The sequence below is a fragment of the Lysinibacillus sp. HST-98 genome (assembly GCF_016757845.1).
In the GTDB taxonomy this organism is placed as follows: Bacteria; Bacillota; Bacilli; order Bacillales_A; family Planococcaceae; genus Lysinibacillus; species Lysinibacillus capsici.
This window is the reverse complement of record NZ_JAENHX010000001.1, coordinates 716,943-730,732: the sequence shown is the minus strand read 5'-3', so window position 1 is coordinate 730,732 and position 13,790 is coordinate 716,943. Positions and strand designations below refer to the sequence as shown.

Sequence of the window (13,790 nt, the reverse complement as noted above, 5' to 3'; positions counted from 1 at the left end):
TAGACAGAGAGCATTTCTAGGAAATGCTACATAAATTGAAGATATTTTGGAGGAATTTAACAATGGCTACAAGAACACATGCTAGTAACGAGCTGTCAGAAGCGTTACAAGGCGAAAAAGTCGTATTAAAAGGTTGGGTACAGCGTCGTCGTGACCTTGGTGGTTTAATTTTTATTGATTTGCGTGACCGTACAGGTATTACGCAAGTTGTGTTTAGTCCAGATGTTGCAGAAGCACACGCATTAGCGGATAAAGTGCGTAGTGAATATGTGATCGAAGTGGAAGGCACAGTCATCCTTCGTACAGAGGATCAAATCAACCCGAATGTACCAAACGGTAAAATTGAAGTGGAAGCAACAAAATTAGTCGTAATTAATACGGCAAAAACAACGCCATTCCAAATCGAAGATCGTACAGATGTATCAGAAGATTTACGTTTAAAATATCGTTATCTAGACTTACGTCGTCCTGTAATGTTCGATACTTTCAAAATGCGTTCTGATGTGACACGTACAATTCGTAACTTCCTACAAAATGAAGGATTCTTAGAAGTTGAAACACCAATTTTAACAAAATCAACGCCAGAGGGTGCTCGAGACTATTTAGTTCCTTCACGTGTACATGAAGGTGAATTTTATGCCTTACCACAATCACCTCAATTATTTAAGCAATTATTAATGGTTGCTGGTTTTGAAAAGTACTTCCAAATTGCGCGTTGCTTCCGTGACGAAGATTTACGTGCTGACCGTCAACCAGAGTTTACACAGGTGGACATTGAAACGAGCTTCTTAACACAACAAGAAGTATTAGAAATGAACGAGCGCTTAATTCAAGCGGTTATGAAAGAAGTAAAAGGAATTGACATTCCTGCACCATTCCAGCGCATGAAATACCAAGAAGCAATGGATCGTTATGGTTCAGATAAGCCAGATGTACGTTTTGGCTTAGAGCTTGTGGCGTTAAATGATATTTTTGAAGGCTGTAATTTCAAAGTATTTGCTGATACGGTTGCACAAGGAAAACAAGTGAAAAGTATCAATATTAAAGGTGCAGCTGACAAATATTCTCGTAAAGACATGGATGAGTTAACAAAATTCGTTGGGATATACGGAGCAAAAGGTCTTGCCTGGTTAAAGGTAACAGAAGAAGGCTTAAACGGACCAATTGCGAAATTCTTTGACGAGGCATTAGCAGCAGCCTTAATCGAGCGTATGGGAGCAGAAGTTGGCGATATTCTAGTATTTGTAGCAGATAAAGCCGCTGTTGTAGCAGCTTCATTAGGTGCTCTTCGTACAAAATTAGGACAAGATTTAAATCTGATTGATGAATCACAATTTGCTTTCCTTTGGATTACTGATTGGCCATTATTCGAATACTCGGAGGAAGATGGACGCTACTATGCAGCACACCATCCATTCACACGCCCGTTTGATGAAGATATAGCGTTAATGGACACAGACCCTGCAGCAGTACGTGCACAAGCATATGATATCGTTTTAAACGGCTATGAACTTGGTGGTGGTTCATTACGTATTTACGAACGTGACCTACAAGAAAAAATGTTTGAATTACTTGGCTTCTCAGAAGAAGAAGCACAAGCACAATTTGGCTTCCTATTAGAAGCGTTTGAATACGGGGTACCACCACATGCAGGTCTTGCCTTTGGTCTTGATCGCTTCGTTATGCTATTAGCAGGCCGTACTAATTTACGCGATACAATCGCATTCCCTAAAACAGCTAGCGCAAGCTGCTTGATGACAGAAGCACCAAGCGAAGTATCTCCTGAGCAACTAAGTGAACTAAGCCTGGCTATCAAACCATTTAGAAAATAATGTATAATTCAAAATACCTGGATTACCTAGCAAATACTGTTGGGAATCTAGGTATTTTTTGCGTTTTCTTAAGAAATTATAGATTATTAGAGAAAATCGTTTGAATTATCAGAAAAGTGGTGTTATGATAACTGTAATACGAATCCTGATGTGTTTGTCTAACTGCTAACTCTACTTCACAGTTTTGACCGAACATTATAGAATCGGGAGCCTTCATTTTGTAGTCGCAAACATGCCCCTAACAAAGCGGGACGTTTAAAGTTGCAAAGCGGGCACCCACCTGCAAATTGCGGGTTCAAAACGAATGTTTCTTGGCATTACGGCACAATTGGGATTCGTCCTATACATAGGATTGAGAGGAGCTTATCGATAGCTCCTTTTTTTACATCAAATTAAACAGGTACATGGTAGCAAAGAACTAGTAGAGTGTTTTGAGCGAATGTTTAGAAAATAGGAAAGATTACTTTTTATTTCTGATGAAGCAGCATATAATTGGTATAGACAACTATACCTTTTTGAAAAGCTATATCCGCATTAATCCTTTAGGCAGATAATACGAGGATAAACACTTTATGGAAAGGATTTTTGAAAGCGTTTTAATTGTGGCTAATACTAAACACAGTGAGGGAGAAGCCTATTGAAAAGAAGGCAAATTGCATCAAATTACGAGACAGTGATTAGTAAGTTGAGAATATAATGGTACAACGATTGAGCGCAGATGCTACAATGATAGTGAGAAAGTCACCACTTCAAGCGACTGTGTCAATATGTCGTTTTCACACTGTTGTCAGTGGATATCATTTAGCTTTGTTTAATCATGCGAAATACAAAAAACGTGATCTGACGAGGTCAAGTTGTATGGAGAAATCATAAAGGCGATAAGGAAGGTGCAAGAATTGTTAGAGAAAAATTCTCATATACCTATTTATATACAAATAGAAGAGATTATTAAACAACGAATTTATTTAGAAGAATACAGAATTGGTGAGACCATCCCATCAGAACGAGAGCTTTCTGCACAATTTGATGTAAGTAGAATGACTGTTCGTCAATCCATTACCAATCTAGTAAATAGTGGTCTATTATATCGAGAAAAAGGGAGAGGAACGTATGTTGCAAATCCAAAATTAGAGCAACCGTTAAAAGGCTTAACGAGTTTCACGGAAGATATGCGAGCAAGAGGAATGGAACCAAGCAGTAAGGTATTACGATTTGAGAAAATCATACCACCTGTGGATATCGCAAGAGATTTAATGATAGAGTCTGGCGAAGAAGTGTTTTTTGTAGTGCGTATAAGAAATGCAGATGCGCAACCAATGGCAATCGAAAGAACATATATCCCAGTTAAAATCTATCCGGAGTTGGATGAGAAGCAAATAATGGGCTCGCTTTATGCCTTAATCGAAGCAAAGTTCCATCAAAAAATTGGGAATGCGGTACAACAGATGGAGGCAGCCATCGTATCGAAAGAGGATAGTAAGTTTCTACAAATTAATCAAACAGCACCAGTTTTAATTATCAAACGTACAAGTTATTTATCAGATGGTAAGCCCTTTGAGCTTGTACGCAGTACGTATCGAGCTGATCGTTATAAATTCATAAGTGAAATTAAAAGGTGATTTTATGCATGCATATTTTTCTGAAATCGAAAAGCTTATCCAGGTTGTGAAGGAACAGGAGGCATCACATATAAGTGATGTGGCTCAAATCATTGTCCAACGTCTCCAAAAAGGTGGGATAATTCAATTATTTGGTTGTGGTCATTCACAGCTATTGGCACAGGAGGCATTTTATCGAGCAGGTGGTTTAGTACCCGTCCGTCCTATATTTATTGAACCATTAGCTTTACATGCTGGAGCATTAGCTTCTTCAATCAATGAGAAAGACTCAACTATTATTGAACAGCATAAGGAACAGTTTGACTTTCGTGAAAATGATGTTTGCATCGTCATTTCAACCTCAGGGAGAAATGCAGCACCTATTGACGCCGCTTTATTAGCAAAGGATTCAGGGATATTTGTGCTATCCCTCCAATCGCTCCACTATAAGGAACAGACTACACGTCATCACAGTGGGCTGCGGCTAGAAGATGTGGTAGATTTTGTAATTAATACCCATATACCGATTGGTGATGGTGTACTAACTATACATGACATACAGTATGCGCCAGCATCTACTGTTATTGGTTCATTACTATTAAATGCTTTGTTCAGTGAAATCATAGAAACACTAGCAAAGTCCTCAATAGAGTTACCGATTTTTGTCAGCAATAATGTTGATTCGGATTGGTCACATAATGAGAAAATGATTGCCAACTATCAACATCGGATTAATTTTACGTGAAAGAGTGGAGGTATGTAAATGAAGAAAATGTATAAAATTACATCTACTGAAGGTATTCATGCCAGACCGGCTGCATTACTCGTAACTGCAGTGACACCATTCCAAAGTGATATTAAATTAATATACGAAGAAAGATCCGTTAATTTAAAGTCTATTATGGGCGTAATGTCACTAGGTGTAAAACCAAGAAGTATAGTGGAAATTTCAGCAGATGGGCCAGATGTAGCAACATTATTTCAAACTATTACTGAAGTCATGTTGTCTAAAGCAATAGGAGAAGTATGGCAAGAGGAATAAAAGATTCGTGCAGTGGTTGTAATCACGCCACTGTAAAAGAATCTTATCATTAATTATCTGAATATTAAGAATTTTGGAGGTGGTTAAATGGACATTCGCATCGTCTCGCCTAATGATTATGGGCAGATTCATCGATTGAGAGACTATTGCTTTCCAAATAAGTACTCAGGGGCTCGTCGAGAGGATTTTCATTATTGGATTGAGCAAAGCACGACCTTAGGTGCTTATGATGACAAAAAAATTGTTGGGCAGCTATTAATATTACCGCTAAATATTACAGTGTATGGAGTTTCATTTAAAATGGGAGGCATCGGCTTTGTTGCAACGTATCCTGAGTATCGACAACAGGGTATTATCAAAAGGCTTATAACAGAAGCGCTGCAAAAAATGAGAGACAATGGACAAACGATTTCAGTATTAGCGCCATTTTCTGTGTCCTTCTATCGTTATTTTGGTTGGGAATTATTTTTTGAGAAGCTCCATTATACAATCCCTCAAACTATGTTTCCCTCTTTAGGGAAACAAGTAGACGTCATAAAAAGGATGAGCTTTGAGTGGTTAGATCCGGCGCTCTTTCAGATGGTTAAGGATTTTCATAATGCACAGGCAATCGTTCAACATGGTGGCATGGTAAGGGATGATGCGTGGTGGAAAAGACTTGAAAGAAGGAGCCCAGATAGTCACTTTGCTGTCTATTTTCAAGGCAATAACTTAGAAGGCTATATTCGTTATACGATTCGAGATGGGACATTTACTATCCAAGACTTTATTGTAGCAAATCTCTTAGCTGAACAAGCTATGTGGCGTTATATGACATCTCATGCAGCGAGTGTCAGCAGCATAACGGGAGTTACTAGTAATCATTATCCTTTTGGCTTTTATTTCAAGGAGCCACAATTCAAAAGGGAAGTCATACAGGATGTGATGATTAGAGTAGTAGATGTTTATGCATTTATGCAGCAGTATCCGTGGAAGGATATTCAAGAAACATTAACGATTCGTATTGAAGATCCATTTTGTCTCTGGAATGAGCATGTTTATCAAATAAATAAAAATGGTCAGGTCGCAATAATTGAGACAAGTTCAGTTTCTGATAAGCATATGTTAACACTACCAATTAATCTTTTTTCTGCGATGATGGTAGGTTATCTTTCTGTCAAAGAAACAGTTGTCTATGCTAATCAACCTACGGTAGAAAAGGTGATCGAACAGTGGGAATGGGCAATCCCTACTGAAAAGCCAGCATTTTATGAGTATTTCTAGGTATTGAATAATAAGAAAATTTTAAAAATTTTTGGCTTTTTTTCTGGACTATACCAGTTGATTATAATCATTAATTTCACGACAAAATTGATATAGCCCAATTTTGTAAATAACTTGATATAAATAAATTTAATGTAAAATTTATATTGTGGTATATACCAATAGGTGCTATTCTCAAAATAAGTAAGCGATTACACAATCGAAGAAAATAAAAGGAGTGTATCGAATGAAAAACATCATGTTAGTGTGTGTAGCAGGTATGAGTACTAGTTTATTAGTGTCGAAGATGCAAAAAGCAGCGCAAGAGCAAAATATTGACGCCGATATTTACGCCATTGCTGAAGGAGAGGTGGAAAAGATCTTAGCGACAAAGAAGGCTGATGTTCTTTTATTAGGCCCACAGGTTCGTTATTTGAAAGGTTCATTTGAAACAAAATATAAGGATAAAGGCTTTCCAATCGATGTGATCAATATGGCGGATTACGGCATGATGAACGGTGAAAATGTCCTGAAACAGGCTCTACAACTAATTGGATGAAAGAAGGGGCAATGGGGAATGGAAGATACAGCATTAATGGCATCCATTATGGGACTGATTGTGCATAGTGGAAATACGAAAAGTGAGTGTATGGAAGCTATTCAGCTAGCAAAAAAGGGGCAAATTGAGGCAGCAAAAGAAAAAATCAAATTAGCGAATGAGTCATTAATTGAAGCGCATCATGCTCAAACGGGGTTACTGTCTCAAGAAGCAAGGGGAGAAAAGGTAGAGGTTTCGATGTTATTAATTCATGCCCAGGATCATTTAATGAATGCTATTACTTTTCGAGATTTAGCACAGGAAATGATTGAGCTATATGAACGAATCCAAGGGGAGTAACATCTAATTTTGATGTTATCAATAAAAAGCAAAGGGAGTGTATGTGAGTGTTCCATTTTTTAGAAGAAAAGTTTGTACCGGTTGCTGCTAGGGTTGGGAATCAGCGTCATTTAGTTGCCATTCGTGACGGATTTATTACGATTATGCCTTTAACGATTGTGGGATCTTTGGCTGTACTTTTTAACAATTTGCCTATTAAATTTTATCAAAACACACTCGATGCCATTTGGAAACATGAGACATGGACTCAATTCGGCGGTAATATTTGGAGTGCTACATTTAATATCATTTCACTGCTACTTGCCTTTACTATTGCTTATCATCTTGCTAAAAGTTATCAAAAAGATGGTCTGTCTGCTGGAGTAATTAGTTTATCAAGCTACATGACGTTTGGGACTTTCGGGGAAGGCGGATTAACCGGCTTAACAACAGGCACGGGTGGTATATTTATTGCTCTGATTGTAGCACTACTTTCTACAGAATTGTTTTGTAGATTGTCTGGCAATCCTAAACTACTAATTAAAATGCCAACTGGTGTACCACCAGCTGTTTCCAAATCATTTGCTGCGTTACTTCCTGCCATTATTACGATTGGAATATTTGCTTTAGTACGCACCATTATTTCAGCAGGTTTTGATATACCAGATATTGTCGGGTCCTTCTACTCTGCGATTCAAGAGCCATTTATGGGTCTTACAAATACATGGATTGCTGCTTTAATTTTGGCATTTATACCTACATTTTTATGGACACTTGGCGTACATGGAGCAAATATCATCGAGCCATTCATGCAAACGATTAATTTACCAGCTATTAACGAAAATGTTGCAGCTATCTCTGCTGGTAAAGTTGCGCCTTACATTGTCAATAAACCATTCTTTGATGCTTTTATTAATATGGGAGGCTCTGGCACGACAATAGCACTTATTATTGCGATTTTCATATTTGCGAGAAAGAATAAGCAATATAATACAGTTGGGAAATTATCCGCAGCACCTGGAATTTTCAATATTAATGAGCCATTACTTTTTGGGTTACCAATTGTATTAAATCCGGTTTTATTTGTACCGTTCATTTTGACACCAATGATCAACGTAACCATTGCATTCTTTGCAACGAAGTGGGGCTGGGTGCCAGCCGCTACCGTTTCACCGCCTTGGACAACACCGCCAATTATTAATGGTTTTTTAGCAACTCAATCTTGGCGTGGTGCTGTTTTGAGTATGGTCTTAATTGTCATCGCTGTTTGTATTTATCTGCCATTTATCTCGATGGCGAACCGTATGGCAAGGCAGAATGAGCAAAAAGCTGCTTTAGCGGCACAGAGTGAGGAATCTGTAGTGGAATCCAGAGGACAAAAAGTGGAAGTATAGCGTCAATTAACGGAGGGTTTGAAGTGAAAAGATTAGGAATCTCGCTATATCCGCAGCATAGTACGCTAGAGGAGATGAAACGCTATGTTCAGCTGGCTTATGACAATGGCTTTGATCGTATATTCACATGCCTAATGTCATTAAAACAGGATGAGGAGCGTCAAAAATTACAACAAATCAACGAATTTGCGCAACGCCTCGGCTTTGACATATCCGCTGATATTGCACCAGATGTTTTTGATGATTTAGGCTTAACCTATAGGGATATTGGCTATTTAAAAGAACATTATTATTTGGCAGCTATACGTTTAGACATGGGATTTTCAGGTCAAGAAGAAGCGTTAATGTCACTTGATGGAAGTCATCTAAAAATAGAATTAAACATTAGTAATGGTACGAAGTATGTAGATAATATTATCTCTTATCAGCCTAATAAGGAGAACATTATCGGCTGTCATAATTTTTATCCAAAACGCTTTACGGGGCTATCTCGTCAGCATTTTTTACAAACGTCACAACACTTTAAAGCGCACAATGTGAGAACGGCAGCGATGATCTCCTCACAACATGGTCAATATGGACCTTGGGAGCAAACAGAGCACGGATTGCCTACATTAGAGGAACACCGTCATCTCCCAATCACTGTACAGGCGAAAGATTTATGGCATACGGGGTTAATTGACGATTGTATTATTGGCAATATGTTTGCTTCTGAGGAAGAACTACGTGCATTAGGACAATTAAATCGTAATAAGCTTGAGTTAAGGGTTGTCCAGTCTGGAGACACGAGCATTTTAGAGGAGACGATTCTTTATAAAGAGCCTCATTTTAATCGAGGTGATGTGTCTGAATACGTGATTCGGAGCACCCAATCCCGTGTGAAATATAAAAATGGAGATTTTCCTGTGCATGATATACGGCCATTAAAAAGAGGAGATGTCACGATTGATAATAATTTAGATGTTCGTTATAAGGGAGAGCTACAGATTGTACAAAAGGACATTCCGAATACGGGATCGAGTAATGTCGTAGCTAGCATTGTAGAAGAAGAACTATTTTTATTAACATGCATTCAACCATGGGCATCATTTGGTTTTACAAAGTAAAAAAGAGTGAGAAAGAGATTGAGTCATCAATCTCTTTTTCTTTATGTGGTTGAACATAATGTTATATAAGATTTACCTGATTCATGAACTAATTTTTAATGTGCCATTTTACCTTATATATTGCAAAATGGGATGAAATCTTTTATGGATGATTATCTCAAAGGATTTAAGTAGACAATTTTGACTTTTTCTTTATATTTTTATCTTGAACAATAACATGATAAAATGTAAGATAGGTTTTGATTTTATCTTAGTATATAACTAGGTTTACTAATAAAAATTCATAGATGGAGAGTGTCAGGATGTTACATCAATTTTCACGTAACGAGCTCGCAATAGGAACAGAGGGTCTCGAGAAATTAAAAAATACAACGGTTGCCATTCTTGGTGTGGGTGGTGTCGGTTCATTTGCTGCTGAGGCATGTGCGCGAAGCGGAATCGGCCGTATTATTCTAGTCGATAAGGACAATGTAGATATTACAAATGTCAACAGACAACTTGTGGCATACCTATCAACAGTTGGTCAATCAAAATCAGCTGTCATGAAAGAGCGTATTACAGATATTAACCCAGCATGTGAAGTGATTGACATGCACATGTTTTATACGGAAGAAACCTATGAAGAGTTTTTTGCGCAAGGCATTGATTATGTGATCGATGCAAGTGATACAGTGATGTATAAAATTCATATAATGAAGGAATGTTTAAAGCGTAATATTCCTATTATTTCAAGCATGGGTGCAGCAAATAAAATGGACCCTACTCGCTTCCAAATTGCAGATATTTCAAAAACACATACAGACCCATTGGCTAAAATCATTCGTACTAAGCTACGTAAAGAAGGAATTCATAAGGGTGTTACGGTTGTATTTTCAGATGAAAGTCCAATTGTTGTACGTCCAGATGTTGTCGAACATGTAGGTAAGCCTGATGCAGCAATTCGCAAAGCAAAGATGCCACCTTCATCTAACGCTTTTGTACCGTCTGTAGCAGGTTTAATTGCAGCAAGCTGGGTAGTCAATACCATCCTAAAAGATGTAAAAATTACGCGCGTACAAGGTTAATATCAAATACGATGCTTTGGTAATAGTCAAAAAACAGCACAAATGTTCATTTTCGTAGAAGTAGCTGCCTTAATTGTATTTAGAGGTAGCTACTTTTTCTGTGTTACAATTATACCGTTATAAAAAAGGAGGCGTATACAAATGGAAAAAATTTATCAAATGGAGTATAGAGGTTTAAATCTTTTCGACGAGATTAGCACAGTAGAGTTAGCTATAGATGAAGAAAACCAAACTATACATATTTTTGATGTTGGACAGGTTGTCAGCCCCATTTTTAATTTTGATGTATCAGCCTACGAATTGTCAGAAGGTTTTTATAAAATGGCTGATGTTCTGAGACATAAAAAAATCTTAACGAATCAACAAGCAGGTAGTGATTTAACATTAAGTGAATGGTTAATTATGAACAATGCTTATTTTTATATACCTCAAAAGCGCATTAAAAAATATGTGCATGGAAGTATTATTGAAATTATCGATCGAGCAAATGAACAATGCTTATTTGATGATTATGTACAAAGGGTATAATTTTACCAAAATAGTTCCTCTTATGTACATAAAATGCTATTAATTCACGAAATTGTCTTATTTTTTTCATGTCCACACTACTTCAGATGGTTTATTGATATAATTTGAATCATCCATTAGATAATCGATCTGTTTGTTTGGGATGCTTGGTGCTACTCAGTGAATAGCCAGGAAGCTAAACAGCAAATGACATATGGGAGAGTGGGAAAATGGAAATTCAAGTAATTCGTGATCATTTAGATATTGTGAAACTTCAAGAGAAAATGAATGCCATTGTATTTGACTATTTGGATACATCCAACAACTATCCGAAAGCCATGAGAGAATTGAATCCTTTATATATACAAGTCACTACCTATTATAAGGAATATGTTAATCAGCGGGCAGGGGAATTACCAAAAGCAAATACGTATTGGCATTTATTTATCGATTGTTGTGCAAAATTATGCTACTTTTTAGCTGCATCGACCTATTATTCTTCGAATGCTTTGCAAGAAACACCTGAAAAAGTAGAGCATTTATTAACAATAGCAGCCTATTCCTTACCGAGTATTGAGCAGGAAGAGAATGAGCAATTATTAGAAGATATCATGGCTCTTTTAACTGAAGTGCTAGAGGATGAAGAAAAAGCAACAAACATACGCAACGAAGTGCTGTCACAAAAAGGGGAAGTGAAGCAATGTCTTCAACAGTTTAAATTATTTGTGGATCAAGAACTTCCGGCATAGACCTTAGACAATAATAGACTATCTATTTTCTGAAAATAGCCTATACGTCAAGAATCTACGTAACTAATTGGAATTAAATCAGTTTTTCCTACAATGTTCGATGTGGAAAGAAAGTGATTTACTTGCCTTTTTTAGTAGCGTGGGTTCTTTTTTATTGTGGGGAAAGTAAAAAGGCATATTTTTTTGAAAGGTATTTATGTTTTTTTGTCGAATTATAGTTAGGAAATTGGTAATATATGTGCTCACACTGTAAGAACTTATTGGAAGGGGGCTAAGCAATGATTGTAAATGGAATAGAAATAGATTTGGCGAATTTGGAAAAGCCGCTTTTATTAGTTAGTGAGGAAGATGAACTTTTATTTCTACAGCTTATCCAACCAACAATTGAACAGGAGCTTATTCAGTGTCAATTAGCGCTCTCCACAAGGAAATCTATTTCATTGGTCAAAGATATTTGGTTGGCTATGTATAGAGATCGAGAAAAGCTGTACATCAATAGCGGTCATGCCATGCTTTATCCAATACGTTTAATTCTGTTTGAACTAGTCACACAAGCAGAATATTTCCAGCGCTTAGCAAAAAAATCACGAGGCGATGAATGTCTTTCTCTTATCTATGCAGTCATTCTTTTGCAATTCGTCTTGCAATGGTTAAAAGATCGATTTAGTGGAAATAAAGAAGTATATGGCGCATTAAAACGGTTATACAGAGTGTCGGATGATGAATTAAGTAAGGAGCCTTCCTGTGAAACAAGAGAACAAAAAATTGCACAAGCAATTGCTGTAAAAGCAATTCGCTTTGAGGTAAGAGAAAACAATCAAGAGTTCGCGAGCTTGTTGTATCAGTCGTATAATCTGATTGTTTTTTTGCATAGTAAGGCAAATGAAGGAGATGTGAAAGAATCCATTTTGTCATTACTTCGACATTTGGCAGAACCATTAAATTTGTTTTACCAAGAACGATATACAACAAATAACCCGAGCTTTACAGGATGATTGCTAGAGTAGCCTATCCTGTTGGTATATAAAAAGCAAAGTCCTATCAATTACTTAAGATAGTGACTTTGCTTTTGTTTTATTATCTCTTATCTTGAAATGATTTTAGTTTGTCGTAGATGCCAGCCATGCGCTTTTCCTCACCAGCAATAACAGGTTTGTAGAATTCAGTTCCTACAAGTTCGTCTGGCAAATATTGCTGGTCTACCCAGCCACCAAAAGTACCGATCGGAGTGTTATGAGGATATTGATAGCCAACGTGTCCTAAATCTTTTGCACCCTCGTAATGAGCATCTCGCAAATGATGAGGGATATCACCTGTTTTACCTCCATGAATAGCCTTAATGGCAGCATCAATTGCCATAATGGCTGAGTTGGATTTTGAGGCAAGGCACATTTCAATGACAGCACTGGCAAGTGGGATACGTGCCTCTGGTAATCCTAGTCGTTCGGCTGCTTGAATAGCAGCTAATATATGAGGTCCGACTTCGGGATTAGCTAGACCAATATCCTCATAGGCCATAACAAGTAGGCGTCTGCTGACAGCCACTAAATCGCCTGTTTCCAATAAATGCGCTAGATAATACAGAGCAGCATTGGTATCACTACCACGCACAGACTTTTGCAGGGCTGATAGTAAATTATAAAAATGTGATCCTTTTTTATCGCCATACACACCAATTCGACTAATGAGATGTTCAATAACATGGTCGGCAGCAACCGTTTGTCCATCCACCTCGTCACTGGCATAGTAAATAGATTCTAGCAAAGTTAATGCCTTTCGTGCATCTCCATTTGCTGCGGCTGCAATTTGTTCAATTTGTGATGGTGTTAAGGCAAAATGATACTTACCTAGTCCCCGTCTTTCATCAGCAAGTGCTTTTTCAACTAGTTCGATTAAATTTTCCTTCGTTAAGCGTTTTAGCTGGTAAATTTCTCCACAGCGTGAACGAATCGCTGGATTAACATCATGATAGGGATTTTCTGTCGTGGCACCAATTAATACAATTGATCCATTTTCTACATGTGGTAATAGCGTATCCTGCTGTAATTTATTGAAACGGTGAATTTCGTCTAAGAAAAGTATTACTTTCCCTGAAATTCTGGCTTCTTGTACAATATCTTCCACATCTTTTTTGCCAGCTCGTGTGGCATTAAGTGCGAAGAAAGGGAGCTTGGAGCTTCCTGCAATGGCATTGGCAATGGATGTTTTACCGATTCCAGGTTCTCCATATAACAACATGGAAGGGACATGTTCATTTTGAATCATTTTATAAAGGGCTGTGTTGGGACCAATGAAATCCTGATGACCAACAATCTCATCAAGGGTTAAAGGTCGCATTCGAAAAGCGAGTGGTTCATTGTGCAAAATAACTTCCCCTTT

At 37.5% G+C, this 13,790-nt stretch carries 14 protein-coding genes and 1 other RNA gene; 14 read left to right on the top strand and 1 reads right to left on the bottom strand.

The features are described 5' to 3' along the window. Positions 1 to 62: 62 nt before the first annotated feature. The 14 genes from aspS to JIN86_RS03630 all read left to right on the top strand — a co-directional run bounded on the left by aspS (position 63) and on the right by JIN86_RS03630 (position 12,406). Positions 63 to 1,832, top strand: a complete 1,770-nt coding sequence (aspS, locus tag JIN86_RS03695) for an aspartate--tRNA ligase (protein ID WP_202341284.1) — start codon at positions 63 to 65, stop codon at positions 1,830 to 1,832. Between the two features lie 139 nt (positions 1,833 to 1,971). Continuing rightward, positions 1,972 to 2,171: non-coding RNA, 6S RNA (gene ssrS / locus JIN86_RS03690), on the top strand. Positions 2,172 to 2,728: 557 nt separating this feature from the next. Beyond that, entirely contained in the window at positions 2,729 to 3,451 is a 723-nt protein-coding gene (locus tag JIN86_RS03685; RefSeq protein ID WP_004226770.1) for a GntR family transcriptional regulator, read from the top strand. A 4-nt stretch (positions 3,452 to 3,455) separates the two neighbouring features. After that, the gene (locus JIN86_RS03680) at positions 3,456 to 4,175 is read left to right on the top strand and encodes a sugar isomerase domain-containing protein (RefSeq protein WP_004226771.1); all 720 of its coding nucleotides are present in this window, start codon (positions 3,456 to 3,458) and stop codon (positions 4,173 to 4,175) included. A gap of 18 nt (positions 4,176 to 4,193) precedes the next feature. Then, the gene (locus JIN86_RS03675; RefSeq protein WP_202341283.1) at positions 4,194 to 4,472 is read left to right on the top strand and encodes an HPr family phosphocarrier protein; all 279 of its coding nucleotides are present in this window, start codon (positions 4,194 to 4,196) and stop codon (positions 4,470 to 4,472) included. An 87-nt stretch (positions 4,473 to 4,559) separates the two neighbouring features. Next, positions 4,560 to 5,735: a GNAT family N-acetyltransferase gene (locus tag JIN86_RS03670; RefSeq protein WP_202341282.1), complete on the top strand. Its 1,176-nt coding sequence runs from the start codon at positions 4,560 to 4,562 to the stop codon at positions 5,733 to 5,735. A 226-nt stretch (positions 5,736 to 5,961) separates the two neighbouring features. Beyond that, positions 5,962 to 6,273, top strand: a complete 312-nt coding sequence (locus JIN86_RS03665; protein WP_004226780.1) for a PTS sugar transporter subunit IIB — start codon at positions 5,962 to 5,964, stop codon at positions 6,271 to 6,273. 18 nt (positions 6,274 to 6,291) lie between these two features. Next, on the top strand, positions 6,292 to 6,612 hold the full coding sequence (locus JIN86_RS03660) for a PTS lactose/cellobiose transporter subunit IIA (protein ID WP_004226783.1): 321 nt from the start codon (positions 6,292 to 6,294) through the stop codon (positions 6,610 to 6,612). Between the two features lie 47 nt (positions 6,613 to 6,659). Further along, positions 6,660 to 7,985: a PTS sugar transporter subunit IIC gene (locus JIN86_RS03655; protein WP_004226788.1), complete on the top strand. Its 1,326-nt coding sequence runs from the start codon at positions 6,660 to 6,662 to the stop codon at positions 7,983 to 7,985. Positions 7,986 to 8,008: 23 nt separating this feature from the next. Continuing rightward, complete coding sequence (locus JIN86_RS03650; RefSeq protein WP_202341281.1) at positions 8,009 to 9,091, top strand: DUF871 domain-containing protein; 1,083 nt, start codon at positions 8,009 to 8,011, stop codon at positions 9,089 to 9,091. 302 nt (positions 9,092 to 9,393) lie between these two features. Next, positions 9,394 to 10,155, top strand: coding sequence for a tRNA threonylcarbamoyladenosine dehydratase (locus tag JIN86_RS03645; protein WP_004226795.1), 762 nt, complete (start codon positions 9,394 to 9,396; stop codon positions 10,153 to 10,155). Between the two features lie 141 nt (positions 10,156 to 10,296). Continuing rightward, the gene (locus tag JIN86_RS03640) at positions 10,297 to 10,683 is read left to right on the top strand and encodes a hypothetical protein (protein ID WP_004226797.1); all 387 of its coding nucleotides are present in this window, start codon (positions 10,297 to 10,299) and stop codon (positions 10,681 to 10,683) included. Between the two features lie 209 nt (positions 10,684 to 10,892). Next, positions 10,893 to 11,411 (top strand): hypothetical protein, encoded by a 519-nt coding sequence (locus JIN86_RS03635; RefSeq protein WP_004226800.1) that lies wholly within the window; start codon positions 10,893 to 10,895, stop codon positions 11,409 to 11,411. A 278-nt stretch (positions 11,412 to 11,689) separates the two neighbouring features. Further along, positions 11,690 to 12,406, top strand: coding sequence for a hypothetical protein (locus JIN86_RS03630; protein ID WP_004226804.1), 717 nt, complete (start codon positions 11,690 to 11,692; stop codon positions 12,404 to 12,406). An 82-nt stretch (positions 12,407 to 12,488) separates the two neighbouring features. Here JIN86_RS03630 and JIN86_RS03625 read toward each other — a convergent pair whose 3' ends face one another. Further along, positions 12,489 to 13,775, bottom strand: a complete 1,287-nt coding sequence (locus tag JIN86_RS03625; protein ID WP_202341280.1) for a replication-associated recombination protein A — start codon at positions 13,773 to 13,775, stop codon at positions 12,489 to 12,491. Between the last annotated feature and the right edge of the window lie 15 nt (positions 13,776 to 13,790).

Excerpts from the sequence above, each read along its gene's own strand:
- aspS (WP_202341284.1), top strand. The coding sequence starts at position 63 with ATGGCTACAAGAACACATGCTAGTAACGAGCTGTCAGAAGCGTTACAA.
- JIN86_RS03665 (WP_004226780.1), top strand. The coding sequence starts at position 5,962 with ATGAAAAACATCATGTTAGTGTGTGTAGCAGGTATGAGTACTAGTTTA.
- JIN86_RS03640 (WP_004226797.1), top strand. The coding sequence starts at position 10,297 with ATGGAAAAAATTTATCAAATGGAGTATAGAGGTTTAAATCTTTTCGAC.
- JIN86_RS03660 (WP_004226783.1), top strand. The coding sequence starts at position 6,292 with ATGGAAGATACAGCATTAATGGCATCCATTATGGGACTGATTGTGCAT.
- JIN86_RS03645 (WP_004226795.1), top strand. The coding sequence starts at position 9,394 with ATGTTACATCAATTTTCACGTAACGAGCTCGCAATAGGAACAGAGGGT.
- JIN86_RS03670 (WP_202341282.1), top strand. The coding sequence starts at position 4,560 with ATGGACATTCGCATCGTCTCGCCTAATGATTATGGGCAGATTCATCGA.
- JIN86_RS03680 (WP_004226771.1), top strand. The coding sequence starts at position 3,456 with ATGCATGCATATTTTTCTGAAATCGAAAAGCTTATCCAGGTTGTGAAG.
- JIN86_RS03635 (WP_004226800.1), top strand. The coding sequence starts at position 10,893 with ATGGAAATTCAAGTAATTCGTGATCATTTAGATATTGTGAAACTTCAA.
- JIN86_RS03675 (WP_202341283.1), top strand. The coding sequence starts at position 4,194 with ATGAAGAAAATGTATAAAATTACATCTACTGAAGGTATTCATGCCAGA.
- JIN86_RS03630 (WP_004226804.1), top strand. The coding sequence starts at position 11,690 with ATGATTGTAAATGGAATAGAAATAGATTTGGCGAATTTGGAAAAGCCG.